Annotated in this window: 16 protein-coding genes; 5 read left to right on the top strand and 11 right to left on the bottom strand. The window is 74.9% G+C overall.

Going from position 1 to position 25,177, the window contains the following annotated elements; translation table 11 throughout:
• Positions 1-4: 4 nt before the first annotated feature.
• Genes FRANEAN1_RS06180 through moaA form a run of 3 tightly spaced genes read right to left on the bottom strand, consistent with a single transcriptional unit; the run spans position 5 to position 2,006 of the window.
• Positions 5-364, bottom strand: coding sequence for a DUF6457 domain-containing protein (locus FRANEAN1_RS06180; protein ID WP_020458883.1), 360 nt, complete (start codon positions 362-364; stop codon positions 5-7).
• Positions 364-1,023: a molybdenum cofactor guanylyltransferase gene (locus FRANEAN1_RS06175; protein WP_020458882.1), complete on the bottom strand. Its 660-nt coding sequence runs from the start codon at positions 1,021-1,023 to the stop codon at positions 364-366. The genes FRANEAN1_RS06180 and FRANEAN1_RS06175 overlap by 1 nt, the downstream gene beginning before the upstream one ends.
• Positions 1,020-2,006 (bottom strand): GTP 3',8-cyclase MoaA, encoded by a 987-nt coding sequence (gene moaA / locus FRANEAN1_RS06170; RefSeq protein ID WP_020458881.1) that lies wholly within the window; start codon positions 2,004-2,006, stop codon positions 1,020-1,022. The genes FRANEAN1_RS06175 and moaA overlap by 4 nt, the downstream gene beginning before the upstream one ends.
• A 362-nt stretch (positions 2,007-2,368) precedes the next feature.
• Between moaA and ppgK the strand changes: the two genes are divergently transcribed.
• From ppgK to FRANEAN1_RS06150, 4 genes are all read left to right on the top strand, one after another.
• A complete protein-coding gene (gene ppgK, locus FRANEAN1_RS06165) occupies positions 2,369-3,196 on the top strand; it encodes a polyphosphate--glucose phosphotransferase (RefSeq protein ID WP_041253742.1) in 828 nt (275 codons plus the stop codon).
• 358 nt (positions 3,197-3,554) lie between these two features.
• Entirely contained in the window at positions 3,555-5,822 is a 2,268-nt protein-coding gene (sepH, locus tag FRANEAN1_RS06160; protein WP_020458879.1) for a septation protein SepH, read from the top strand.
• Between the two features lie 156 nt (positions 5,823-5,978).
• On the top strand, positions 5,979-6,179 hold the full coding sequence (locus tag FRANEAN1_RS06155) for a hypothetical protein (RefSeq protein WP_020458878.1): 201 nt from the start codon (positions 5,979-5,981) through the stop codon (positions 6,177-6,179).
• A 155-nt stretch (positions 6,180-6,334) separates the two neighbouring features.
• A complete protein-coding gene (locus FRANEAN1_RS06150; protein WP_347176995.1) occupies positions 6,335-7,450 on the top strand; it encodes a YihY/virulence factor BrkB family protein in 1,116 nt (371 codons plus the stop codon).
• Positions 7,451-7,526: 76 nt separating this feature from the next.
• Here FRANEAN1_RS06150 and FRANEAN1_RS06145 read toward each other — a convergent pair whose 3' ends face one another.
• The 3 genes from FRANEAN1_RS06145 to FRANEAN1_RS42020 all read right to left on the bottom strand — a co-directional run bounded on the left by FRANEAN1_RS06145 (position 7,527) and on the right by FRANEAN1_RS42020 (position 11,013).
• Positions 7,527-9,065 (bottom strand): LCP family protein, encoded by a 1,539-nt coding sequence (locus FRANEAN1_RS06145; protein WP_020458876.1) that lies wholly within the window; start codon positions 9,063-9,065, stop codon positions 7,527-7,529.
• Between the two features lie 962 nt (positions 9,066-10,027).
• Entirely contained in the window at positions 10,028-10,873 is an 846-nt protein-coding gene (locus tag FRANEAN1_RS06140; protein WP_198145461.1) for a CoA transferase, read from the bottom strand.
• Positions 10,840-11,013, bottom strand: coding sequence for a CoA transferase (locus FRANEAN1_RS42020; RefSeq protein ID WP_347177203.1), 174 nt, complete (start codon positions 11,011-11,013; stop codon positions 10,840-10,842). The genes FRANEAN1_RS06140 and FRANEAN1_RS42020 overlap by 34 nt, the downstream gene beginning before the upstream one ends.
• Before the next feature lie 460 nt (positions 11,014-11,473).
• On the opposite strand from FRANEAN1_RS42020, the gene FRANEAN1_RS06135 reads away from it, so the two are divergent.
• Entirely contained in the window at positions 11,474-12,880 is a 1,407-nt protein-coding gene (locus tag FRANEAN1_RS06135) for an aminopeptidase P family protein (protein WP_041253740.1), read from the top strand.
• 257 nt (positions 12,881-13,137) lie between these two features.
• On the opposite strand, the gene FRANEAN1_RS06130 is transcribed toward FRANEAN1_RS06135, so the two are convergent.
• From FRANEAN1_RS06130 to FRANEAN1_RS06110, 5 genes are all read right to left on the bottom strand, one after another.
• The gene (locus tag FRANEAN1_RS06130; RefSeq protein ID WP_006542630.1) at positions 13,138-13,479 is read right to left on the bottom strand and encodes an Lsr2 family protein; all 342 of its coding nucleotides are present in this window, start codon (positions 13,477-13,479) and stop codon (positions 13,138-13,140) included.
• Between the two features lie 2,158 nt (positions 13,480-15,637).
• Positions 15,638-16,465: an ABC transporter ATP-binding protein gene (locus FRANEAN1_RS06125; RefSeq protein ID WP_041253739.1), complete on the bottom strand. Its 828-nt coding sequence runs from the start codon at positions 16,463-16,465 to the stop codon at positions 15,638-15,640.
• A gap of 185 nt (positions 16,466-16,650) precedes the next feature.
• Positions 16,651-20,949, bottom strand: coding sequence for a SpoIIE family protein phosphatase (locus FRANEAN1_RS06120; RefSeq protein ID WP_020458870.1), 4,299 nt, complete (start codon positions 20,947-20,949; stop codon positions 16,651-16,653).
• Entirely contained in the window at positions 20,946-23,708 is a 2,763-nt protein-coding gene (locus tag FRANEAN1_RS06115; RefSeq protein ID WP_020458869.1) for a bifunctional GNAT family N-acetyltransferase/acetate--CoA ligase family protein, read from the bottom strand. Before FRANEAN1_RS06115 ends, FRANEAN1_RS06120 begins: the two co-directional genes overlap by 4 nt.
• The gene (locus tag FRANEAN1_RS06110) at positions 23,705-25,129 is read right to left on the bottom strand and encodes an acetoin utilization protein AcuC (RefSeq protein ID WP_157472368.1); all 1,425 of its coding nucleotides are present in this window, start codon (positions 25,127-25,129) and stop codon (positions 23,705-23,707) included. The genes FRANEAN1_RS06115 and FRANEAN1_RS06110 overlap by 4 nt, the downstream gene beginning before the upstream one ends.
• Positions 25,130-25,177: the final 48 nt, after the last annotated feature.

Here is a 25,177-nt window from a genome sequence, read left to right as displayed (position 1 = left end):
TGCACTAGCCGTCGCGCTCGGAGTCGTGCTCGGGTAGGAGGGCCAGCACCGTGTCCGCGGCGGCTCGGACGTCGGCGGCGCTGCCGCCGCGGCGGCCGGCGGCCAGCCCGACCAGGAACCCCGTCAGCGGGGCGGCGGGGCGCGCGACGCCGTGGGCGACGTCCCGGGCGAGGTCGAGGATGAGCGTGGCGTCCACGGAACCGGTTTCCAGGCCGAGCGCGGTGCTCGCCCGGCTCACCCACTCGTCCAGAACATCGCCGAGGCGCTGAGCCTCGCCACCGGCCGCCCCGGGTGCGCCCGCCGCACCAGTGCTTGCGGGGCGCTCGGCCGCCGAGGGCCCGCCCGCCTCGTTGTCGTCTGTCATCAGGGCATCGTGCCCGAGCCGTGCGGTCCGGGGACCGCCCGGGCCCGGGCCGCCACCAGCGACGCCGGGTCGTCGCAGTCAAGGCAGGCGTCGGCGGTGGCGGTGACAGTCCGCACATCCCGCCCGGCCAGCAGCGAGCGCACCGAGCGGCCCGCCGGGTCTGCCGGCAGGGCGGCGCGCAGCGCGGCGGTGCGCCAGGCCGCCGCAAGGTACTGCGGCCGGCCCGCCGGATCGGCCAGCACCGCCACGTCGGCGTCACGGTGACCCGGTGGCTCGCCGCGCAGCGATCCGAGAAGGTCGGCGAGCTCCGCGGCGCCGATGAAGGGCAGGTCGACCGCGAGTACCGCTACCAGCGGGGCCTCGACGAGCCGCAGCCCGGCGGCGATGGCGGCGACCGGCCCGCCGCCCGGCGGGTCCTCGCGGGTCCAGCGGACCGACCGGGAACCGGGCCGGGCCGGGCGCGGCGGCCCGACGATGACGATCCGCTCGGCCGCGCCGACGGCGGCGAGCACCCTGTCCAGCAGTCGCAGGCCACCGACAACAGCGCTGGCCTTGTCCTGGCCGCCGAGCCGCCGGGAGTGGCCGCCGGCGAGGACCAGCGCGTCCCACGGATCGCCCAGCTCCCCCGACGGCGACGGCGACGGCGAGAGTGGTGTCACCCGCCGATCGCCGACATCGGCCGGGCTGGCTGGTGGAAGCCCGGCGCGTCGATGCCGTGGCCGGCGTGTTTCCCCCACACCGCGCGGACCCAGCGGTCGGCGAGGTCGTCGTCGGTGGCGCCGGACCGCATCGGGCCGCGCAGGTCGGATTCGTCCCGGGCGAACAGGCAGTTGCGGACCTGCCCGTCCGCGGTGAGCCGGACCCGGTCGCAGGCCGCGCAGAACGGCGCGGACACCGAGCCGATCACCCCGACGGTGCCCGGCCCCCCGTCGACGGCGAACAGCTCGGCGGGTGCGCTCCCCCGCCCCGGCAACGCGGTCAGGACGAACTCCGCCTCCAGCCGGGTCAGGATCTCGCCGGCCGTGATCATCTCGGTGCGGCGCCAGCCGTGCTGGGCGTCCAGCGGCATCTGTTCGATGAAGCGCAGCTCGTAGCCGCGCGCGAGGCACCAGCGCAGCAGCGGCGCGGCCTCGTCGTCGTTCAGGCCACGGAGGAGCACCGCGTTCACCTTCACCGGGATCAGCCCGGCGTCGGCCGCGGCGGCGAGGCCGGCCAGGACGTCGTCGAGCCGGTTCCGGCGGGTGATCCGGGCGAAGCGCTCCGGGCGAAGCGTGTCCAGAGAGACGTTGACGCGGTCCAGGCCGGCGGCGGCGAGCGGGCCGGCCAGGCCGGCCAGGCGCAGGCCGTTGGTGGTGAGCGAGAGCTCGGGCCGGGGCGAGAGCGCCGCCATCCGCTCGACCAGGCGCACCAGCCCCGGACGCAGCGTGGGCTCGCCGCCGGTCAGCCGGATCTCGGTGACGCCCAGCCGGGCCACCGCGATCGTGACCAGCCGCAGGATCTCGTCGTCGGTGAGGAGCAGCGGATTCGGCAGCCAGTCGAGCCCCTCGGCGGGCATGCAGTAGCTGCAGCGGAGGTTGCACCGGTCGGTCAGCGACACCCGAAGGTCGGTGGCGACCCGCCCGTGGGAATCGGTCAACCGCATCTCATCAGAGTAGGTGCCCTCAGAACAGGACACACGCGTTGTCCGGCCCACCCCGGGCGATCTCCGGCCCCGCCTGGAGCGGCATGGACGTCCGCCGGAGACCGGGCTCACCACCGAAAGCGCCCGCCGCCGCCACGGCGTCGGGCGGGCCTGCGAAACTACGACAGGCACAACCAGGCCAGGCACGGCTCGGCACGACGCGGCACCCGGGGTCCGGGGCACGACCGCTCAGCGCCCGCCGCGCCGGGCCTCACCGATTCCCTCGCCTCCGCCGGAGGTACCGGAGGTCGCGGGCTCCCGCCGGGAGGCCGCGCCGCCGCCAGGAGAGCGACGTACAGCGACACATGCGGGAGGACGGCGCAATGCGGGTCTTCGGGGTCGACATCGGTGGGACGGGCATCAAGGGCGCCCCGGTCGACATCGAGGATGGCACGCTGGCTGCGCCGCGGTTCCGGCTCCCGACGCCGCAGCCCGCGGACCCGGAGTCGGTCGCGCGGACCGTCGCGGAGGTCGTCGCGCACTTCGAGTGGACGGGCCCGGTCGGCGCCACGTTCCCGGCGGTGATCAAGTCCGGGGTCGCCCGCACCGCCGCGAACGTCGACGAGGCCTGGATCGACACCGACGTCTCCGCGGTGCTCGGCGGGGCACTCGGGCCGGCGCTGGCCGGCTCGGAGGTCGCCGTCGTCAACGACGCCGACGCCGCCGGGGTGGCCGAGATGGCGTTCGGCGCCGGCCGTGACACCTCCGGCCTCGTCGTCATGACGACGTTCGGCACCGGGATCGGGACGGCGCTGTTCCTGCACGGCCAGCTCGTACCGAACACCGAGCTGGGGCACCTGGAGATCCAAGGCCACGACGCGGAGACGCGGGCGTCCGAGGCCGTCCGGGAGCGTGAGGATCTCTCCTGGGAGAAGTGGGCCAAGCGGGTCAACCGCTACCTGAGCACCCTCGAGGCCCTGTTGTGGCCGGATCTGATCATCATCGGCGGCGGCGCCAGCCGGAAGGCGGAGAAGTTCTTCGACCACCTCGAACTGCGCACGAAGGTGGTGCCCGCCCAGCTCCAGAACGAGGCGGGCGTCGTCGGGGCGGCGCTGTACGCCGGCGGTGACCAGACCCGCGCCCGGCCCGCACCGCGCCCGGCGCGCCGGCGCGGGCCGGCGACCCGGCCGCCCGGCGGCCGTCGCCCCTGAGCGCCGGCCCCGGCGCCCGGCGGGTGGGCACGATCATGCCGCCCGGCCGGGTGGGCGCCGGGGCGGTGATGCGTCACACCCGGGCCCGGGACGGGCCCCCGACGTGTTCAGAACCCTCAGCGAGGGTCAGACTGTGCGTGTCGCCCGCCGCAATGCGACCGTCCGGCGCCATCGATGGCAGGCTGTCATCTACCGGGACGCATGGCGGCGAGGCGGTTTCGCGCGCACTCGTGCGCCGGTGCGCCCTCGGGGTGTCCGACAGGGCACCCCGCACGCTCGGCCGCCGTGCGCCCGGCCCGGCACGGACACCGTGCCGGGCCGGGCGCACGGCAGGAGATCGACGGGAGGAGAAGGCGCCATGCGCGAGCTGCGGGCGGTCGCACTCAGCGAGGACGGCGGTTATCTCGTGCTCGCCGACGCCGCCGGGCGCGCGGACGCGGAACAGTTCCGCGTCGCGGTGGACGATCGGCTGCGCGCGGCGCTGCGCGGAGCCCGACGTAGTGAAGTACGCGCGGAAAGCGCGCTGACCCCCCGTGAGATCCAGGCCCGACTTCGGGCCGGTGAGACCGCCGCCGACGTCGCGCGGGCCGCGGGCATCCCGGTGGAGCGGGTCGAGCGCTACGAGGGGCCGGTGCTGGCCGAACGCGCCCGGGTGGTCCAGGAGGCGCGCGCCGCGCTGCTGCCCAAGGATCCGGGCGGGGTGCCCGGCCGTCCCCTCGGCGAGGTGGTCGACGCACGGCTGCTCAGCGTGCAGGACGACCCGGACACCGCCCAGTGGGACGCCTGGCGCCGGGTGGACGGGATCTGGCTGGTCCAGCTCACCTCGGACAGCAGGTGCGCCCGGTGGACGTGGGACCCGGTGGTGCGCCGGGTGCGCCCGCACGACGACGCGGCCCGGGCGCTGGTCGCCCCCGAATCAGCGGAGCCGCCCGCCCCGCAGCCGGCGCAGCCGCCCGTGCGCGCCGCCGGCCCGGCGCTGACCCTGGTGCACGACCAGGGCGCGGCGGCGGCCTACCCGACGCAGTCCGCGGCCGGTGGACCCGGCCAGCAGCTTCCGGGAACGCAGCCCTCGACGGCTCCCCCCTCGGCCTTCCCCGCTCCGGCGGCCGTCAACGGGACGGGCTACCTCCCCAGCGCGGCTGCGCCGGGGTACGGGCCGTCGCCGGCCCAGGGGCCCGCGGGCGAGTCTCCGGACCGCCGCCCGGCCGAGCGGGCCGGCGACGACTACGCCACGGACCACACCACTCCTGACCACGGGGCGCCCGACTACGCGACCCCCGGCTACGAGAACACCAGTTACGAAGCCTCCGGCTATGGAGGCTCCGCCCAGGAAGCCGCCGGCCAGGACGCCGCGACGCGGGCGAACACGGGGCAGGGAGCCGGCGGCCACGGCACCTCGCCGGACCAGGCTGGTCCGGACGAGTACCAGGGCCCGGTGGCCGCCCCCGCCGCGAGCCGTACGGCCGGCGCCGCGCGGCGCAGCATGCCCGGTGCGTGGCCGGCGGCCCAGGGCGGGGCCCCAGGCCTGTCCGGGCGGCACAGCGGCGCGGGAGGCCGGCGCACCACGCCCCCGAGCCGGTTCGGCTCCCGGGAGCGGGCCGTTCCGCCGCCGACACCGGCGGCCGAGCCGAGGTGGCTGCCGAACCCGGATACCGAGTACTCCGAGGTGACCGCCACCGCCGTCGACGCGGCGGCGGCCAACGAGGCGGAGTTCGGCCACGCCGGCGCGGCTGACATGGAGTCCACCAAGACAGACCTGGTCGCGGTGGCCGAGGCGGCCCTCGCCCCGGCGCCGGAATCGGCCGAGCCCGGCATCCCGAGCGAGGACGCCCAGGACACCCCGGGCGGCTCGGCCGACCCGGACGAGACCGTTCAGGCCGCGCACGCCGCCGGTCTGGACGAGGACGACGAAGACGACGATGAGGACACCGAGGACGGCGGCGACCGGTCGGTGAGCGAGGCGGCGCCCGGCGGGGCCGGGCGGCCCGCGGCTCCCGCGCCGACAGGGCAGCCGGTGCTCCGACCGGCCGCGATCGTGCCGCCTGCGGCCGCGGAGCCGGCGCGGGAACCCACGACGCCGGTGGAGCGGGTGCCGCGCCGTCCGGCGGCCGCCGCCGCCCGCCGGCCAGCTGTCGCCCGCACCGCTGGCGGTGCCCGTTCACTCGGGGCGCTCGCGGCAGCCGCTGAGGACCTGGACGGCGGCACTGCGGCCTCGGCGGCTCCGGCTGGTGGCGGCCGAGGCGCCGCTGCCCCGGGGCGCGGCGGAGCACCGCGCCGGCCGGCAGCGGGCCGGGCCGTGGACGGCCCGGCGGGTCGCCCCGCGCGCCCCGGCTCCACCGCGGCGGAGCACCCCGCCGAGCCGTCCACCGCGGCCGACAGCGAGTTCGAGACCACGGCGGAGACCACCACTGCCGCCACGGTCGGCGACACCGCCTCCGAAGCCGCCACAGAGGCCGCCACAGAGGCGGCCCAGCAGGCCGCACGGGCCGCCCAGCCGGCCGCCGCGGGCAACCGCGGACGGCAGCCGGCGGCAGGTCGTAGCGGCGAACGTCCCGCAGGCGGTCGACGCGGACGCAAGTCGGTGCCAGCATGGGACGACATCGTGTTCGGCGCCCGCCGGCCCTAGGAGGGGGTCGAACCCGAGATTCGTCACCGGTCCGCCACGAGGAGGCACCGGGGGCGGAGGCCGCTCTGGATGCAACGACGCCGAGAGAGCCGGCTGTGAGTAAACCGTCACATGGCCAGGCGGAACGTCTGGCCGCTCAACACAGTTGGAGAAGGTGTGACAGGGACTACCACGATGCCGACGCTGACCAACCTCGACCGTTGCGACAGGTGTGGCGCCCAGGCCTACGTCCGGGTCGTTCTGCCTGGGGGCGGAGATCTGCTCTTCTGCCGCCATCACGCGAAGTCTCACGACTCCAAGCTCCGCTCGGTCGCAGTCGAGTACCACGACGAGACCGACAAGCTGAGCGTCTCCTGACACGACTGACTCCCGAGGGCATGCCATGATCACATGGCATGCCCTCGACTCGTCACCGGCCCGGTGTCGTGGCCACCGGGCCGGTACGACGACCATCATCCGGCGCAAGCACACCCTCACCGGAACCGCCGGGCGATAGTCATACGGTGGGGCGCGTGTCCACCACTGGGAACGACGCGGTGCCGGCCATGGCCCCCCCAGCGGGTGGACCTGGTCCGACCCGCACCGGCATGCGGGACCCGTCCCGGCGGGCGTTGTTGGCGCTGCGCTGGTTACGGGCATGCATGGGTGCCGGTGGGCCCGACCGCGGCGCGGCGGTGCGTGATCTCGCCCGCCGGCTGCTGCAACCAAGGTCATGGGTCCCCTGGGGGGCCCTGCGCCTGGCGCGGACGACCGTCGCGAACGCCTGGCGGCACCGTGTTCTCGGTCTCGCCGCCGAAGCCGGCTTCTGGCAGCTGCTGTCGATGCCCCCGCTGCTCCTGGCGCTGCTGGGCACGATCGGCTACATCGGGGACCTCCTCGGCGGCGACGCCCTCGACAACGTCCGCCTGAGCATCCTGGACGGCGCCGACAACCTGCTGACGGCGTCGGTGGTCGACGACACCGTCCGGCCGACGATCGACGAGATCCTCTCCCGCGGCCGCCCGGACGTCATCTCCATCGGTTTCGTGCTGTCGCTGTGGACGGGCTCCACGGCGATGGCGACCTTCGTGAACACCATCACGATCGCCTACGGCCAGCGGGAGCTCCGCTCGGCGGTCCGCAGCCGCCTGCTCGCGCTCGGGCTGTTCCTGGCCCAGGTGGCGACGGGCGTCCTGCTGCTGCCCGCGCTCGTCCTCGGGCCCGGCCTGCTGTCGGACATGCTCAACTCCGGCCGCCACCCGGTGGTCGACGACCTGCTGAAGATTCTTTTCTGGCCGGTGGTCGGGGTGGTGTCGCTGGCGATGCTGACGACGCTCTACCACCTGGCGCTGCCCGTGCGGCGGTCCTGGCGCCGGGCACTACCCGGAGCGGCGCTCGCGCTCTTCCTGTGGCTGGTGGGCAGCTACCTGCTGCGGATGTACCTGGAGCTGGTCTTCAGCAACGAGCTGGTATACGGCTCGCTCGGCGCGCCCGTCGCCGCGCTGCTGTTCTTCTACATCACGGCGCTGGCCGTGCTGCTCGGCGCCGAGCTGAACGCGGCGATCGACGAGCGCCCCCCGCGCCAGCGCCGCGTCCCGCGGCACGCCAAGGCCCGGCCAGGCCGGCCGGGCTCGACTCCCCCACGTTAGGACTCAGCCCCCGCGGCACGGCCCGGTCCCCCACAGCAGGGCCCGGGTCGTCCGCGACAGGGTTCGGCTCCCCGCGTCAGTAGGTGCAGCCCACCCCGCCGGACGGCTCGGGGGTGGCCTGGGCCAGGGTCACCGCGCCGCCCGCGGGCCGCCCTCCGGTGGCGCGCAGGTCCGCGGTGACCACCGAACCGTGGCCGGTACCGGACGCCGGCACGGCACCGGACGCGGCCGTAGCACCCACGGAGGCCGCCGAGGCCGCCGAGGCCGCCGTCAAGCCGGACGGCGAGCCGGCGGGGCCGAGCGCGGGGGGCCCGGCGGCCTGCGGCGGGGAGCCGCCGATCCCGGCGAGCAGCGTCGTCAGCTCGTCGGTCTTCGCCAGGAGCACGGACTGCCCGCCGGCCTGTGACGGCGTGGCCGGGACGGTCGCGAAGGTGACCCCACCGGTGCTGATGCCCTGCATCCGGACGGCGAGCAGGCGCAGATCAGTGAGCGAGGTGTGGTCGTCCAGGGTCAGCGCGGAGGTGGCCGCGTCCACGACGTCGAGCAGCTTGCGCGGGTTGAGCAGGGTCCCGGTGGAGGCGACCTCGCGGAACACCGCGCCGAGGAACTGCTGCTGGCGGTGGATGCGGTCGAGGTCGCTGCCGGGCAGGCCGTAACGCTGCCGGACGAAGGCCAGCGCCTGCTCACCGGTGAGCGTGTTGTTGCCGACCTGGCCGTGCCAGCCGGAGTACCGGTCGTTGAGGTTGTCGAAGCCCTGCGCCTTGAGCTCGGGCGTCAGCTCCTTCACGCAGACGGTGACGCCGCCGAGCGCGTCCGTCATCGCCTGGAAGCCCAGGAAGTCGATCTCGAGGTAGTGGTCGATCCGGATGTTGGTGAGCGTCTCGATGGTCCGGACCAGCAGGGACGGCCCGCCGTAGGCGAACGCCGCGTTGAGCTTGGACTTCTGCGCGTCGTGCTGGGTGCCGTCGGAGCCGGTGTAGCCCGGGATCTGCACCCACAGGTCGCGGGGGAAGGACACCAGGGTCGTCGAGCCGTCGGCGTCGAGGTGGGCGAGGATCGTGGTGTCCGAGCGCTGCCCCTCGGTCTGGCCGAACTCGCCCCCGGTGCCCGCGCGGGTGTCCGAGCCCACCAGCAGGATGTTCTGGGTGCCTCCGCCGGCGGCGGAGGGCCGCGCGGCCGAGTCGGAGAACGTGAGCTCGATGTGGTTCACCTTGCCGTCGTAGTGGCGCAGCACGGCCCAGCCGCTCGTGGCGACGACCAGGACGGCCACCGAGACGATGGCGGCCACCAGGGTCACCGTCCGGCGCACACCGCTCACCGGGCGGTGTGGCTCCTCCGCGGGCAGGTCCTCGCCCGGGGTGTCGTACGGCCCGCGCGGGCCGCCGTACCCGGGCACCGGGCCGGCCGGCGCGCGGTACCCGCCGGGCCCGTCGTTCGGGGCGGGCCAGGTCCGCCCGCCGTCGGTGGCGCCCGGCGGAGGCAGCCGGCGGGTGGGCGGGATCGGCGCGGGAGCCGAGCGGGGCTCGTGGCGCGGCCAGGCTCCCGCCGGCCAGTTCTCCTCGCCGGCGGCCGGTCGGTCCCGCGCCGGGCGGCCCTGCGCCGGACGTCCCTGCACCGGGCGGTCGCGCCTGTCCCGCGGCGGGCGCTCCTGCGGCGGGCGTCCGGGAACCGGTGGACGGCCCTGGCCCTGACCTGGGTACCCGGGGCGGCCGGATCCGGCGCCGGGCGGTGGACGACGGCGGTCGCGCGGGTCCCGGCCATCCGGATCGCCACTGTTCGGAGGCCAGGTCATGGCCACGTTCCCCTCGCTCACCCGCCGGGCACGAGGATCATCGTTCCCGGCGGTCCCGACAGGTTCACGCCGCAGACCGCCTGCCCGCCGCGCCGCCGGCCGCATCGAGGCGACGGCGGGGCGGTGGTCGGGATCTCGTCCGACGCTCACACCGGGTTGGCCGGTGCTGTACCACTCGGTACCCATCGGACCGCCGCGGCCAGCCCCCGGGGCCGCCGCCTGGGCGACCCGCGGACCTCCACGTCGGCCCATCACTGTTCTACCGGTGTTCCGCCGGCTTGCTCCGTTGTACCGGTATCTCTGCCGACATCCGACGGTGTTGCCTGTAGTCCGGCAGTCCGGTCGGTGCTGTCACCGCTGGTTTCGGGCCATCTGCGATATCAGGAACCGGGCTGCCCGTTCTGTCCCAGCCTCGCACGCTCCGGCGGGAGGCGGTAGCGGCGGCAGGCCGACCCGCCGGCCAGGCCGATCAGCCGGGCCGGCCAGGCCGCGCCGCGCCGCGCCGGCAAGGCCACGCCACGCCGTGCCGTGCCCGGCAGTCGGGACGGCCGGTCGGGCCGCGGGACGGGTCAGCCGGTGGCGGGGCCCGTGAACTCCGCCCGCACGGCGGCGCCGTCCGCGTCGAGCGCGGGCGCGGGCGCGGGCGGCGGGCGCGGGCGCGGGCGGCGGGCGCGGGCGCGGGCGGCGGGCGCGGGCGCGGGCGGCGGGCGCGGGACGTTCGAGCGGGTCCGGATATCCGGCGGCCCTGATGGGATTACCTGGCAGCGGGAGGCCGCCGGCCTCGATCACCATCCGGCGGGCACTCGTCTGCGCGGAGTCGACGCGGCCGGAACATCATTGATCGGACCACAGGGAACGCCCGCGGCCTGCAGTGCCTTCAACCAGTGGTCCGGCTCCTGCCGGCGCAGGGTCGCCCCGATCTCCGTCTTGAACGCTTCGCGTTCCCGGAGCCGGTCGCTGTTGGTGCGGAACCTCGGGTCGGCGGCGAGGTCGGGCCTCTCGACCACCGCGCACAGCCGGCCGAAGAGGTTGTCGTTGGCCGCGCAGATCACGATGCTGCCGCCCGCGCACGCGAACGTGTCAAAGGGGGCGATGGAGTAGTGGGCGTTTCCGATCCGTGGCGGAGTGACGCCGGTCGCGAGATATGACAGCGCGACGCCCTCCAGCAGGGAGACCGTCGCGTCGAACATGGCAATATCGAGATGAGTTCCGCGGCCGGTGGTGCTCCGGCCCTGCAGCGCGGCCCCGATGGCGCCGAAAGCATAGAGACCGGCGGCCAGGTCCGCGATCGGAACACCCGGTTTGACGGGCTCCTCGCCCGGGCATCCGGTGATCGACACCATGCCCGAGGCCGCCTGCACGACGGAGTCGTATGCCGGCCGCTCCCGCCACGGGCCCGTTTGCCCGAAGCCGGAGATGCTGACGTATATGAGGCGGGGATTGCGCGCGGCGAGCGCATCGACGCCGAGACCCAGCCGGTCCATCACCCCGGGGCGGAAGTTCTCGACCAGAACATCGGCCCGGTCGACGATCCGCAACAGAAGGTCACGGTCCGTCGTGTCCTTGAGATCCAGGACGACGGATTGCTTGCCACGGTTCACCCGCGCGAAGTACAGCGACCGGCCGTCCATGAACGGACCGTAGGTACGGGAGTCGTCCCGCCGCCCGGTCGTTCGACCTTGATGACCCGGGCATCGAGATCGGCGCACATCATCCTCGCGAACGGACCCGCCAAAACCCGGGTGAGATCGACGATGAGAAGTCCCGCCATCGGGCCGGCCGTGGTCGCCACGGCGAAGGACGCTACCCGAGCACGGCGGAAGCGGCCTACCGTTAGCGGCATGAGTGCCCAGTCCCACCAAACACCAGCTTCACGCCCGGTCGCGGGGCGATCCCCCGGCGGTACGGCCGACGACGTCGCACACCGGACCACTCCCGCTTCGGGCGGCGCGGAAGTGGAACGCGTCGCATCTTCGCCGGACACCGGCACACCGGGGCTCCCGGTGCCCCCCGCCGTACCACCGGGGAAATCGATCCAGCCGGATCTGGAATCTCCGGAACCGACCATCGGGACAACCCGGGCACAGGAGCCGGCGGGGGTAACCATCGCACCGGGGACTCCCCCCACCGCCGCAGACAGTCCGACGACGGAGGAACAAGCCGCGGACGAACCGGGCAGGACCGGACAGGCTAAGCACGACGAGGAACCCCACGCGGCCTTCAGGCGTTTCATGGCGAGCGGCTGGGCGCCGGTGGATGATATCGTCGCGGTGCGTGACGACTGCGCCCCTTACACCACGAAACGGCGCTCGCTTCTGGCCACCCGATTCCCCACCGAAGCGCTTGTCATACCAAGCGGCGGGCTACACGTCCGGGCGAACGACACCGATTACCCGTTCCGCCCCGGCAGTGACTTCTTCTGGCTCACCGGATGTCACGAACCGGACGCCGTCCTGATCCTGCATCCCACCGCTGCCGGCGACCATGACGCCGTGCTCTATCTCGCTGACCGATCCGACCGATCGAGTTCCGCGTTCTACACGGACCGCCGTTACGGCGAACTGTGGGTGGGCCCCCGGCCCGGTGTACGGGAGACCACAGCGGCTCTCGACATCGAATGCCGGCCGCTGCCGGAGCTTCCCGAAGCACTGGCCCGTCTCGCGCCCGCCAGGACCCGCGTCGTGCGCGGGCTGGACGCCCGGGTGGACCGCGCGGTGAGCCGGTGGTCGCCGACCGGCTCGTCCGCCGACCGGGACGCCGCGCTGGCCGAGGTGCTGTCCGAGCTCCGGCTGGTCAAGGACGACTTCGAGATCGCCCGGCTGGACGAGGCGGTCGCGGCCACCGTGCTCGGTTTCACCGAGTGCGTGGGCGAGCTCGGCCGCGCGGCGACGCTCCCCAACGGGGAGCGCTGGCTGGAGGGAACCTTCTGGCGACGGGCCCGCGTCGACGGCAACGACGTCGGATACGGCTCCATCGTGGCCTGCGGCCCGCACGCCACGACCCTGCACTGGGTGCGCGACGACGGCCCAGTGCGGCCCGGTGACCTGGCACTTCTCGACATGGGGGTCGAGGGCCGCTCGCTGTACACCGCCGATGTGACGCGGACGCTGCCGGTGAGCGGGCGCTTCAGCCCGCTGCAGCGCCAGGTTCACGAGGTCGTCTACCGGGCCCAGCAGGCCGGGATAGACGCGGTCCGTCCCGGCGCCGCCTTCCTGGATCCGCACCGGGCCGCGATGCGGGTGATCGCGCAGGCGCTGCACGACTGGGGATTGCTGCCGGCCACGGTCGAAGAGTCGCTCAGCGAGGACCCGAAAGCACCCGGGGCCGGCCTGCACCGGCGCTACACACTGCACTCCACGTCGCACATGCTCGGGCTGGACGTGCACGACTGCGCGCAGGCGCGCGACGAGACCTACCGCGACGCCGCGCTGGAGGCCGGGATGGTGCTGACGGTCGAACCAGGGCTGTACTTCCAGCCGGACGACCTCACTGTTCCACCGGAGCTGCGCGGGATCGGCGTCCGGATAGAGGACGACATCCTGGTCACGCCGGATGGAAGTCGGAACATGTCAGCCGCGCTCGCACGCTCGGCCGACGATGTCGAAAAGTGGATGGCCGGCGAGGCCGCCAGGCACTGAAACCACGCAGGATCCAGCCAGCCGGCCGCCCATTTGACCGCCCCCGAGCGTAGTACGGTCGTCGGCCGGCAATCGGCGATCCGTGGTCCGGTTCCTGCCCATCGGCCGATCGATGGGCAGGAACCGGGACGCGATAAGATGATCACGTCTTCTTCGGCCGCCGGCCCGAGGAGACCCACCGGCTATCACGGTGGTACTCGGGTAGTACCAGGGTCAACCGCTCGGCGCGTCGACCCGGAAAGCAGTCGGGACCCGGCTCAGTGAGCCTTGTCGTACGCCTCCACGATGTTCGACGCGATACGGCCCCGGTCACTCACCGTGTAGCCGTTGCTGCGCGCCCACTCGCGAATGTCGGCGGTGCGGTCGGTTCCACCGGTACGCCGCGAAGCGGCCCGCGCCCCGCGACGGCCACTGGCCGCCCGGCCACCGGAACGGCGGGCAGCGGTGACGAACGGCGCCAACGACTCCCGCAACTTGGTGGCGTTCTTCTCCGACAGGTCGATCTCATACTGTGCGCCGTCCAGTCCGAACCGGACCGTCTCGTCGGCCTCTTCTCCGCTGAGATCGTCAATCAACGAGACGATGGTCTTCTGAGCCATGCCACTCTCCTTCAGGTCAGCGGACCGCAGAAACTTACGGGTCTAGTATTACCACGAGAAGACGGTGAACTGTCACGCCTGGTTCGTCGGACGCGCGAGGCAACCGCGACGATGGCGCAAGTCCCCTCCGTCTTGGTGGGCTCGTGGTGGGGTCTCGACCGCACCCAAAGGAGCGGATCGACATCGACATGATAGAGGGATGATCATGTTCTTCGAATCACACCTTCCGGTTCGAAACGTCGACCCACGAACGACTCCACCGCGCCGCCCGCCAACCCGACGGCGGCCCACCTCGGGGCGCAGACGCCGGTACGCGGACGAGCGGCCACCTTCGTACGCCTGGCGGATCGTTCGATTGGCAGCCAAACGAGGAGCCGTGCCGGCGGCGACTTTGGCCGCGCTCCGGCGCCGGGAACCCACCGCCGTGTTTGGCAAAGCCGACCCCGGCGCCCGGTGAGTACGCCGGATTCCGCCCCTGACGCTATGCACCCGACCGGAGCGGACTACCGGCTCACCTGGGTGGTGGACGCGGCGAACGTGATTGGCGCACGACCGGACGGGTGGTGGCGGGACCGCTCGGCTGCGGCCGACCGACTACACAGGGACATTCTCGCCTTGCTCGCCCGGACCGTTGGACACCGCGATCGGGCCGATGGGCCGTCACGCGTCCTTCTTGTTCTGGAGGGTGCCGCCCGAGCGGGTGTACCGGCCGGCCCGAGCACACCGAAGTTCGTACCCCCCACGGTCGGTACGGGCGATATATCCACCGGACAGTCGGAAGGCCAGCCTCCGCTTGTGCCGTCGGAACTGAAGGGCCCGTTACCCGGAATGGCCAGCGAACCCCCACGACTCCTGGTGATCCACGCTCCCGCGGGCGGGGACGACGCCATCGTGGATGCCGTACGCACCACGGCGGGACCGACTCTGGTCGTCACATCGGATCGGGCGCTGGGGGATCGTGTTCGCGTCTTGGGCGCGCGGGTTGCCGGCTCCCGGTGGCTTCGGGATCGCCTTGACGAGGTCACCGCACCGAATCGCGAAAAATAACTATGCCAGGAATCACACCTATCTGAGAGGGAACTCCGCCCCGCCGAGCACGGCACTCCGGACGGATGGTGTCCGCCCGGCGCCGGGCGGCACAACTCCCGACAGACACAGAGCTCCCGACAGACGCGGAACTCCCGCCAGACACGGCTCCCGGGCGGTGGAGTCCTGCTGGAGATACGCCGCCGAACAGGGGAACCCCTCGGAGATACGTCTCCGAACGACGCGACCCTCGGGAGATGGGCCCAACGGGCCGCCGGGCCCCGACGGGCGGGGCCGGCCGGTCGTCGGCGGAACCTGCCGGGCCGCCCGCGCGAAGTGGACTCAGCCGGGACGGAAGCAACCCCGATCGGGGGGTGCCGGCGGGGGACAACCTCGGAAAGCCGCCACAAAGGCCACAGGGACGCTCTGAGGGCCGCTACTGGCCCGCAGACACGGCCGCCGGGGACCCTGGACGGCGCGGGCGCGGCTGAGCCTCAGGCAGCCGAGATCCCGCCGTGGCGGATCCCGGCAGATCCGCCACCGATCGCCGAGCCCTCCGGCGGTGGCGCGCGCCGGCACGGCATCCGGTGGCGGTCCTGAGACCTCCGGCACGTTCCAGGTAAAGCGCGCGGGTTTATATGCGGGCCGCGGCAGGTGCTGGTCGGCCCGTCGGGCGCCGAGCTGCCCCGACCCGCCGACGCCGTTGGGCGCCGGCCCACCCGCCCCGTCCGTGCCTCCAGGCCATGCCAGCCAAGCCGTCCGCGACGTCCGGTATGCGTAGCTTCTATTGATTTGACTGGCGCCTAACTGCTCCTTCGACACGGCGGAGTTGAGGTCGGGGAGGGAGTGGTGGTTGGCCTGGCGTGAGCGCCCGTGTCGCACCGGGTCGACCTGTGTCGTGATGCGCCGGGCCAGACACCGCCTTTGCGGATGATCGCGGCGCTGCCGAGGGCGCCTACCGGCCCAGGCATCTCGCGGCCGTTCTTTCTCCGTGCCCGCCCCGTGCCCGCCCCGTGCCGGCGCCGAAACGCGCTCAGGCCCGTCTCACGGACCGTTCCGGTCAGTTCTGCGGACCGTTCAGATCAGCCCTGAAGCGCTCGGGGTCAGCGCCGGGTCGGTCATCGTGGAGCGCTCAGGCCGGCGCCGGAGCCGGCGGGCGCGGCCGGGGGGCCGGAGCCGCCAGGCGGGCCGCGTACCGGCCCGCCGAGGACGTTATCTCCAGCGGAATCCCGAAACAGGCCGAGAGCCGTTCGGAGAGCATGACCTCCGCCACCGGCCCGGCGGCGAGTACCTGGCCGCGGCGCAGCAGAAGCGCGTGCGTCACGCCGACCGGGATCTCCTCGACGTGATGGCTGACCAGCACGGTGACCGGGGCGACCGGATCGGCTGCGAACCGGGTCAGCAGCCGCAGCAGGGCCTCCCGCGCGCCGAGGTCCAACCCGCCGGCCGGCTCGTCCAGCAGCAGGAGCTCGGGGTCGGTCATCAGCGCCCGGGCGATCTGGACCCGCTTACGCTCCCCCTCCGACAGCGTGCCGAAGGTGCGCTCGACCAGGCCCCGGCAGCCGAACTGGCCGAGCAGGTCCGCGGCACGGCGCAGGTCGACGTCGTCGTACGCCTCGTCGGCGCGGCCCAGCACGGACCAGCCGGCGGTGACGACGGCGTCGAGGACCCGCTCGCCGGGCGGCGGCGCGTCGGTGAGCACCGGACTGACGACGCCGACCCGGTAACGCAGGTCATGCAGGTTCACCCGGCCCAGGCGCGCGCCGAGAAGATCGACCGCGCCGGCGGTGGGGAACAGGCGGGAGGAGGCGATCTGCAGCAGGGTGGTCTTGCCCGCGCCGTTCGGCCCGAGCACCACCCAGCGCTCGCCCTGGTTCACCACCCAGCTCACGTCCCGCAACAGGTCAACCCCGTCGCGCCTGACCGTGACCTTGTCGAGGCGCAGCACCGCGTCCGGCATGGCGCTCACGTTACGCGAGACGCGACCCCGGCCGGAGGCGGGTGGACCTGCCGGCGCGAACGCACCACCGCGCCCCCACCGGAGCACACCCACCGGGCACGGCTCCGCCGCCCGTTGGGCGACGATCCCTCTCAGGTCGTCCAGCCGGGCTGGGCGCCAGGCCCCGCGCCCAGCCCGGCTGGACGTCAGACCCGGCTCGGGTCGATCTCCGCCCACACCAGCTTGCCGTCGCCGACGGGCCGCACGCCCCAGCGCAGCGCGAGCCGGCCGACCAGATCGAGCCCACGGCCGGTCTCGTCGTCGGGACCGGCCCGGCGGCGGCGGGGCATCCGGCCGCCGGCGTCACCCACCTCGACCAGGATGCGCCGGGCACCATTACCTGCCGAACCGCTACCTGCCGAACCGCTACCTGCCGAACCGCCGCCCGCCGCACCGGCACCCGCCGGGCTCGACGCCGCCATCCGCCGTACCCGGACCGACAGCGGGGCCCGCCCGTGCACCAGCGCGTTGCCGACGAGCTCGGAGAGCACGAGCACCACGGTGTCGATCACCGGCGGCTCTGTCAGGGCGTTCTCCAGCGCCACCCGCACCTGCGCGCGGACCTGGCTGAGCCCCACAGAGGGATCGGCGGAGACGTCCAGCGGCTCGGCCAGCGGGTCCGGCACGGGCAGCCGGGCCAGCAGCAGCGCGACGTCGTCGCCGGGCGGCGGGCCGCCCGCGCCGACCCGCGCCGCGCAGGCGGCCCGGGCCAGGTCGTCGAGCCGGCCGTCCCACTCCTCGGCCGGGCGGGCCAGGACGGCGGCCAGGTTCGAGACCCCGGCGTCGATGTCCAGCCCGCGCCCGCGCACGAGTCCGTCGGTGAACAGGGCCAGCAGCGAGCCGGGCCCGAGCGAGACGGTGTACTCGGTCATCGCGTCGCAGGCGAGGCCGAGCGGGGTCGCAGCCGCCATGTAGAGCCGGGAGACCAGGCCGTCCGGGGCGACCACCAGGGGCGGCGGGTGCCCGGCGCTGGCGAGGGTCAGCAGTCCGGTGTCGGTCTCCACGACGGCGTAGATGCAGGTGGCGATCAGGTCCTCGCCGAGGTCGGCGACGAGCCCGTCGAGTTGGATGAGGACCTCGGCCGGTGGCAGGTCCAGCCGGGCGCAGGTGCGCACTGCGCTGCGGAGCTGCCCCATGAGAGCGGCAGCGCGCACACCGCGTCCCGTCACATCGCCGATGACCAGCGCCACCCGCCCGGCGCCGAGGTCGATGACGTCGAACCAGTCGCCGCCGACCTGGTCGTCCCCGCCCGCGGGCAGGTACCGGGTGGCCAGGTCGAGGCCCGCCGGGGCCAGGGTGCGCGGCAGCAGCGCCTTCTGGAGCGCCAGCGCGTCGCCACCGTCGCGGCCACCGGCCTCGGCGCGTTCCAGGGCGGGCGCTGTGCGGGCCGCGACCTCGGTCAGGAAGGGCAGGTCGTCCGTGGTGAAGGCGGGGCGCTCACCGGCGGCGATCGCCGTCAGCACGCCGGCCGGGCGACCCCGGAACGTGATCGGCACCGCCGCGGCGCTGTGCCCCTCGGCCTCCCGTACCCAGCGGGCCAGCTCGGGGGTCAGGGCGCCGTCCAGGAACGGGGCGGCGGGGCTGGCGGGCAGGAGCACGGGCGCGGCGCCGGCGGCGACCGCGGCGAGCGGGCCCGCCCCCGGCAGGACGAGCGCGGGAGCACCGGGCGGCGCCGCGGCGGTGAGTCCGTCACGGGCCACGAACACCGCCGGACGCGACCCAGGCAACCCCGGCGATCCGGGCGACCCGGGCGCTGCTGACGTCTCGGTCTCGTCCGCGGGCGGCAGCAGGTGGATGACGCAGACGTCGGCGATCTCCCCGGCAACCGCCGCGGCCAGCGCCGACAGGGCACGCTCCGGGCTGGTGGCCGAGGCCACCGCCTCGCCCGCACGGGCGAGCTGCTCCAGCCTGCGCCGCGCGGCGCCCGCCGCCGACTGCTGGACGTCCGCCGCCGCCAGCGCCGCCGTCAGCTCGGCCTCGGCCTCGTCGCGGTCCCGCCGGCTGCGCGCGGTGTCGGCGGCCAGCCGCTCGAACAGGGTCGCGCGCTCGAGAGCCTGCGCGCACTGCTCGGCCATCGCCATCAGGAACGCCTGGTCGTCGGTGTCGAACTCGCGCGGCGAGGGGAACCCGAGGTGGAGGACGCCGAAGGGCACGTCGGTCGTCGCGAGCGGCAGCAGCGCCCAGGCGTGCTCCGGCCCCGACTCGACCGCGCCGAGCAGGTCGGCAACGGGCCAGCGCCCGCCGAGCTCGTCGCGGCTACGCAGGAACAGCGGCCGCCGGCCGCGGATGACCTCGGCGAGCGGGTGGATGGCGCCGAGCCCGACCTCCGACCAGCGCTCGGCGTACTGGTCCGAGGTGCCCGCCAGGGAGCGGAACCGGAGCCGGTCGTCGCTCTCGTCGATCAGTGCCACGCCGCGGCCCACGGCGCGCGCGGCCCGCCCGCCGCTGTCGAGCACCGCCGCGACGACGTCGTCGACGGTCACCGCCCGGCCGAGGGCGGAGGTCAGCCGCCACGACTGCTCACGGCGCCAGGTTGCCTCGTCCGGCACGCCGTCCTGCGCGGGTCGCGGGTCGCGGGCGTAACGGGCCTCGGTGACGTCGGTCAGCACACCGATCCACTCGACCTGCGGCCCGTCCACCACGGGCACCAGCCGGGCGGTGATCGTCCGGTGTGTCCCGGTGACGTCCGGGACACCGAACTCGGCGTCGAACGGCTCGCGGCGCTCGATCGCGCCGTGCCAGGCCCGGGCGACCCGCTCCCGGTCATCGAGATGGATCGCGTCCAGCCAGCCGAAACCGGCGGCCTGCGCGCCGTTCTGGCCGGTGGCAGCGCGCCAGCGGGGCAGGTCGGTGTCGAGCGCGCCGTCCTCGCCGGCGTGGAAGACGTCCGCCGCGGTGGCCTCGCCCAGCGCCCGCTCCCGGCCGACGGCGCGGGCGTGGTCCCGCTCGGCGGTCTTCGCGCGGGTCGCGTCGAGGGCGACGAGGACCGCGCCGGCGCGGGCACCGAGCCGGTCGGTGGCCGGGTACCAGCTCGCCGACCAGGTCTGGTTCGGGCCGGCGCCGCCGGTGGCGACTCCGATCTCGAGGTCGGTCACCGCCTCGCCCGTGCGCAGGACACGGGACAGCAGGCCGTCCATCTCCTGGCCGATCTCCCCGAGGAGCTCGGACATAGTGCGGCCCAGGTGCTCGGCGGCCGGGCGGCCGTTGAGCCGCGCGAGGACGTCGTTCACCCGGATGTAGCGGCCGCCGGCGTCGTACAGGGCGAGGCCGACGGGGGCCTGGTCGAACAGGGCCTCCCGCAGCGCCAGCCCGGCGAGATCCGCGCCCTCGGACGCCCCGCCACCGCCCGGGTGGGACGGCCCGGCCGGGACCGGCCCGTCGTGGCCCGCCCCGGTGGCACCGACTCCGCCCGAACCGCCCAGGCCGGCCCCGGGGCCGGGTTCGAGGGCCGGCGGCCCCCAGGGCGTACCAAAGTCAGACGACGCCGACCCGTGCGGCGGTTGCCCGGGTGGGAAGCCGGGTGTGACCGCGAAACCGGGCCCGAAGTCGCCGGGGAAACCGCGCTCGCCACCGGGCGACGCGGACGCCACAGGCCCGGCCTGCCCGTGCGCGGACGGAACCCGCCCGGACGGCGCAGGCCCGTCCACCGCGGGCCCGGACAGCTCCTGTCCGGGCGGTTCCTGCCCGGCAGCGGCCTGCCCTGCAGGAGTGGACCCCGATGGCGGGAACTCGGACGACGGCGCGGCCACGGTCGGCGGTGGTGCCGGCGGAGCGGACTCCCCCGGCGGGGGCACCGGCGGCGCCGGCGTGTTCTCGCCCGCGGGCGGTGACGCCGACAGCGGCGGCCCCGGGATCAGCCCGGCCAGCGGCACGATGTCCGGCGATGAACCGGCGGGAACGCCTGCGGCGGGTAGTTGTCCCACTCCCCCGGACCCGGCGGACGGCGGCTCGCCCGGCGGCGGCGAGCCGGGCGGGGGCGGCGGCAGGCCGATCGAGGACGCCGGCGCCGGCGCGGCGCCGTCCCCCACGAGGGGCTCCCATTCGGAGGGCGTCCCCCGCGGGCTGGCGGGCATCGCCCCGCCGGTGACGTCAGCGTAAGAAGGCCAGCCGACCGGCCCGCCGGCCCAGCTGTTCCCACCCGCCCACTCGGAACCGGGAGCGCCGAGCCCGCCCAGGCCGCCAAGCGCACCCGGCCCGCCGACGTCCCCCGACCCGCCAAGACCACCCGGGCCGCCGAGACCACCCGGACCGCTCAGACCGCCGAAACCGCCGGAACCGCCGGAACCGTTGAGACCGCCGGAACCGTTGAGACCGTCGCGACCGCCGGGACCCGTCGGGTCCGGACCACCCGTCCCGGACTGCCCGTCGCCAGTGGCGTCATGGGCCTGCACGTCAGGGCCGGCGGACGGCCGGCCGGCGGGCTGCGCGGAGTACGGCGTGGTCATGGCAGACGATTGTGGACGGTGGGGACACGTTGTGCCGAACCGGCCCGGGGCTCCGGCCTGGCCGGCAGGTCCGCGACGGGGCGCCAGAACCGGCGCGGACCGGCGTCCGCGCGAGGGGTTGGCGGTGCCAGGACGATGTCCGCGGACAGCACGCTTACCCGGTCCACCGAGACGATCACGGGCTCGAGTGTGAGGTGCTTCACCCCGCCGATGTCATCCACGAGGCGGGCCAGCCGCAGGAGCAGATCCTCGAGCGCGGCGACGTCCACCGGCTCGGCGCCGCGGTAGCCGAACAGCAGCGGCGCCGCGCGCACCGAGCGGACAAGGCGCGCGGCGTCGGCGTCGGTCAGCGGGAGGATGTGGTGCACCCGGTCACCCAGCAGCTCGGTGGCCGGGCCGGCCAGCCCGAACGACACCAGCGGGCCGAACCGGGGATGCTGCTCGGCTCCGGCGACCACCGCGACCCCGCCGGGGACCATCCGCTGCGCGACGATCGGCGCGCCCGGCCCGAGCCGCTCGGCCAGCGAGCGCCACGCGGCGCGCACGGCCGCCGGGTCGGGCAGGTCCAGGCGCTGCCCCCCGAGGTCCGGCCGGTGCCGGTACCCGTCGGACAGCGCCTTGAGCACCACGGGCCAGCCGAGCAGGGCGGCGGCCTCGACCGCCTCATCAGCGCCGCCGATGACCCGGCGGGGCACCACCTCGATGCCGTAGCAGGCCAGGAGCTCGCCGGCCGCGCCGTCGGTGAGGCGGCCGGTCGTCCCCGCCACGAGCCGGCGGGCCTCCTCGGCCCGCACCTGGGTGGCCGGCACCGCCCCGGAGGGCAGGGCCCGCCAGTGGGCGTAGCCGACGGCCCGGCGCAGCGCCGCGACCGCGCCCTCGGGCGAGGGATAGGCCGGTATCGCGCCGAGCTCCGGCGACGCCTCCGTGGCCCGCACGGTCGCCAGCAGGGGCACCCGCACCAGCGGCGCGGCGGCGGCGGCGGCGATTCCCGCGGCCACGCCGACTCCCGCGGCCGCGAGGCCGGGCAGCGACGACGGCAGCCGCACCGCGATCACGAGCAGGGCGTCCACCTCGGCCGAGGCCGAGACGAGAGCGTCGCGGAACGCCTCGGCGGTGCTGCCGACCGGCAGCAGCACCTCCCGCACCGCGAGCCCGGCCGCGTCGGCCGCCCGGGCGGTGAACCCCACCAGGGCCCGTGAGTCGCCGACCACGGCGACCCGGTTGCCCCCCGGCAGCGGCTGGTTGGCGAGCAGCAGCGCCACGTCCAGGCCCTGCGAGACCCGGTCGACGCCGATCACCCCGGCCTGGCGCAGCAGGGCCTCGTCCAGCGGGGTGCGCTCGGAGAGCACGACCACGACCGGGGTGTCGCGGCCGAGCCGGCGCGCCAGCCGGGCGAACTTGCGCGGGTTCCCGAAGGTCTCCAGGTGCATCAGCGCCACACCCGTGGACGGGTCCGCCTCCCAGTACTGCAGGAGATCATTGCCGCTGACGTCCGCGCGGTCGCCCGCGGAGACGAAGACCGAGAACCCCAGCCGACGGCCCGCGGCGGCCTCCAGCAGCGCCCCGCCGAGCGGCCCGGACTGCGAGTAGCAGCCGATGCGGCCGGCCGGCGGCATCCGCTCGACCAGCGAGGCGTTCAGCCCCACCGCCGGGTTCTGGATGCCGAGGCTGGCCGGGCCGACCACCCGCATACCGTTCGCGCGGGCGTCGGAGGCGAGCCGCGCGTCGGCGGCGTCGTCCCGCTGGTCGGTCACCACGACCAGACCGCGCACGCCGTGCCGGCCGCAGGCGGCGACGACCGCCGGGATCACCTCCGCGGACACGCAGAGCACCGCGAGGTCGACGGGCCGCGGCGTGTCCTCCACCGAGGCGTACGCCCGGACCGAGGCGACGGCACCCTCCCCCGCCGCGGCGGCCGGGTTGACCGGGTACACCGGGCCGTCGAAGCCGCCGGCGAGCAGGTTGCGCAGGACGATGTTGCCCAGTGAGGAGCGGTCCCGGCCGGCGCCGACGACCGCGATGGCCCTGGGATGCAGCAGCCGGTTCATCGACGCGGCCTCGGCCCGGTGCTCCCGGGCGCGCATGACGTCCACCGAGCGGGCCGTCGGCGCGATGTCGAACGACAGCCGGACCCCGCCGGACTCCCAGGCGCGCGCCACGGTGTAGCCGGCGTCGAGGAACACCCGGATCATCTGCTGGTTCTCGCTGAGGACGTCGGCGTCGAAGCGGCGCACCCCGCGCTCGGCCGCGGCCGCGGCCAGGTGCTCCAGCAGCACCGAGCCGAGCCCGCGGCCCTGCTGGGCGTCCTCGACGAGGAAGGCGACCTCCGCGTCGGGCGCCGGACGGTCATCGGCGCTCCCGCGGCTTCCGGCAGCGTCAGGGGTGCTGGTGGTGTCGGGGGTGCCGGGGGCGCCGGGGGCGTTCGGTGGACCGGCCGCGTCGGCGGCAGAGCGGGGGCGGCCCTCCCAGTGCGCGAGGGCGACGATCTCGCCGCTGATCAGCGCCACCAGGGCGCCGCGGACCCACTGATCGACGTTGGTCGTCCGGGCGATGTCCTCGTCACTGAGCCCGCGCCGGACGTTGAAGTACCGGAAGTAGATCGTCCGCTGGGACAGCCGGGACCAGAACGGCCGCAGCAGCGCCCCGTCCGACGGCCGGATCGGACGGATATGCGCCGTCCCGCCGTCCGACAGGATGACGTCGGCCTCCCAGTGGGCGGGGTAGTCGCGCGGCAGGCCAGGATCGGGGCCGGCGTTCACCGGTCCACTAGCGGGTCGAGCCCGTGCAGCGGGAGCACCGCGCTGCGGGTCTGCGCGACCGAGCGGTCCAGCGGGTCGTCGGGGTCGCCCTCGCCGGCGTCCCACGGGTGGTAGGCGGCCGGGGCGCCGTCGCCGAAGGTCGACGGCATCCCGGCGGCGCCGACCGAGTCGTGGCCCGTCGCCGCGCGGACCCGGGCCGGGGCCGCGGCGGCCCACTCCTCGGGCAGCGCCCGGGCCGCGTCCAGCGGGGTGTGGGCGGCGATCGCGACGAGCTGCGTCCAGGCCCGCGGCACGACGGCGTCCAGGGCGTAGCCACCGCCCCCGCAGGCGAGCCAGCGCCCGCCGCACACCTCGTGGGCCAGCTGGTGCAGCGCCTCGTAGGAGGCGCGCTGGCCGTCGAGGGAGAGCCGCAGGTCGGCCAGCGGGTCGAGCGCGTGCGTGTCGCACCCGTGCTGGGTGACCAGGACCTGCGGGCGGAACGCGCGCAGCATCACCGGGACCACCCCGGAGAACGCGCGCAGCCAACCGGCGTCGCCCGTCCCGGGCGGCAGCGCAACGTTCACCGCCGTGCCCTCGGCGTCACCCGTGCCGACCTCCCGGGCGAAACCGGTGCCGGGGAACAGCGACCGCCCGCTCTGGTGCAGCGAGATCGTGAGCACCCGCGGATCGTCGTAGAAGGCCGCCTGGACGCCGTCGCCGTGGTGCACGTCGATGTCGACGTAGGCGACCCGGCTCGCGCCGGCGGACAGCAGCCAGGCGATCGCGACGGCCGGATCGTTGTAGACGCAGAACCCGCTGGCCGAACCGCGCATCGCGTGGTGCAGGCCCCCGGCCAGCGACACCGCGTGCTGGTGGGTGCCCTTCCACACCGCCTCGGCGGCGGCGAGCGTCCCGCCGGTCACCAGCGCGGCGGCGGCGTGCATCCGGTCGAAGACCGGGTTGTCGGCGGTGCCCAGCCCGAAGCGGCCCGCCAGCAGCGACCCGGCCCGCGACCCCGGCGACGCCGCGCGCACCGCACTGAGGTAGGCGGGGTCGTGGACGAGCTCGATCAGGTCGTCGCCGGCCATCCCCGCAGAGGCGACGGTGATCCCCGGGGCGTCGAGCAGGCCGACGGCGCCGGCGAGATCCATCGTCAGCGCGAGCCGCACCGGGTGCAGCGGATGGGTCGGGCCGAAGTCGTAGTCGAGCATCGCCCTGTCCCAGATGAGGAGGGCCTGCGCACCCGCTCCGGGCGCGGCCGGCGAGGGCTCGGTGTTCGCGGACGTGCTCACACGACGACGGTAGCTCCGCGCGACGTCCCGCACGACTGTCCTGACGACACCCGCCGTGGCCGGAACAGCCGTCCCCGGCCGCGTGAGCGGGGGCCGGCGCCGGCCCGGCGCACCGGCGACACTGTGGACGGACGTCCAACCCGGACGCATTAGGGTCAGATCACGTGGCCGCAGACGAAGGACCGAAACACGACGAAC

Source organism: Parafrankia sp. EAN1pec, assembly GCF_000018005.1.
GTDB lineage: Bacteria > Actinomycetota > Actinomycetes > Frankiales > Frankiaceae > Parafrankia > Parafrankia soli.
The sequence above is the reverse complement of the archived record's forward strand: the minus strand, read 5'-3'. Positions and strand labels throughout refer to the sequence as shown.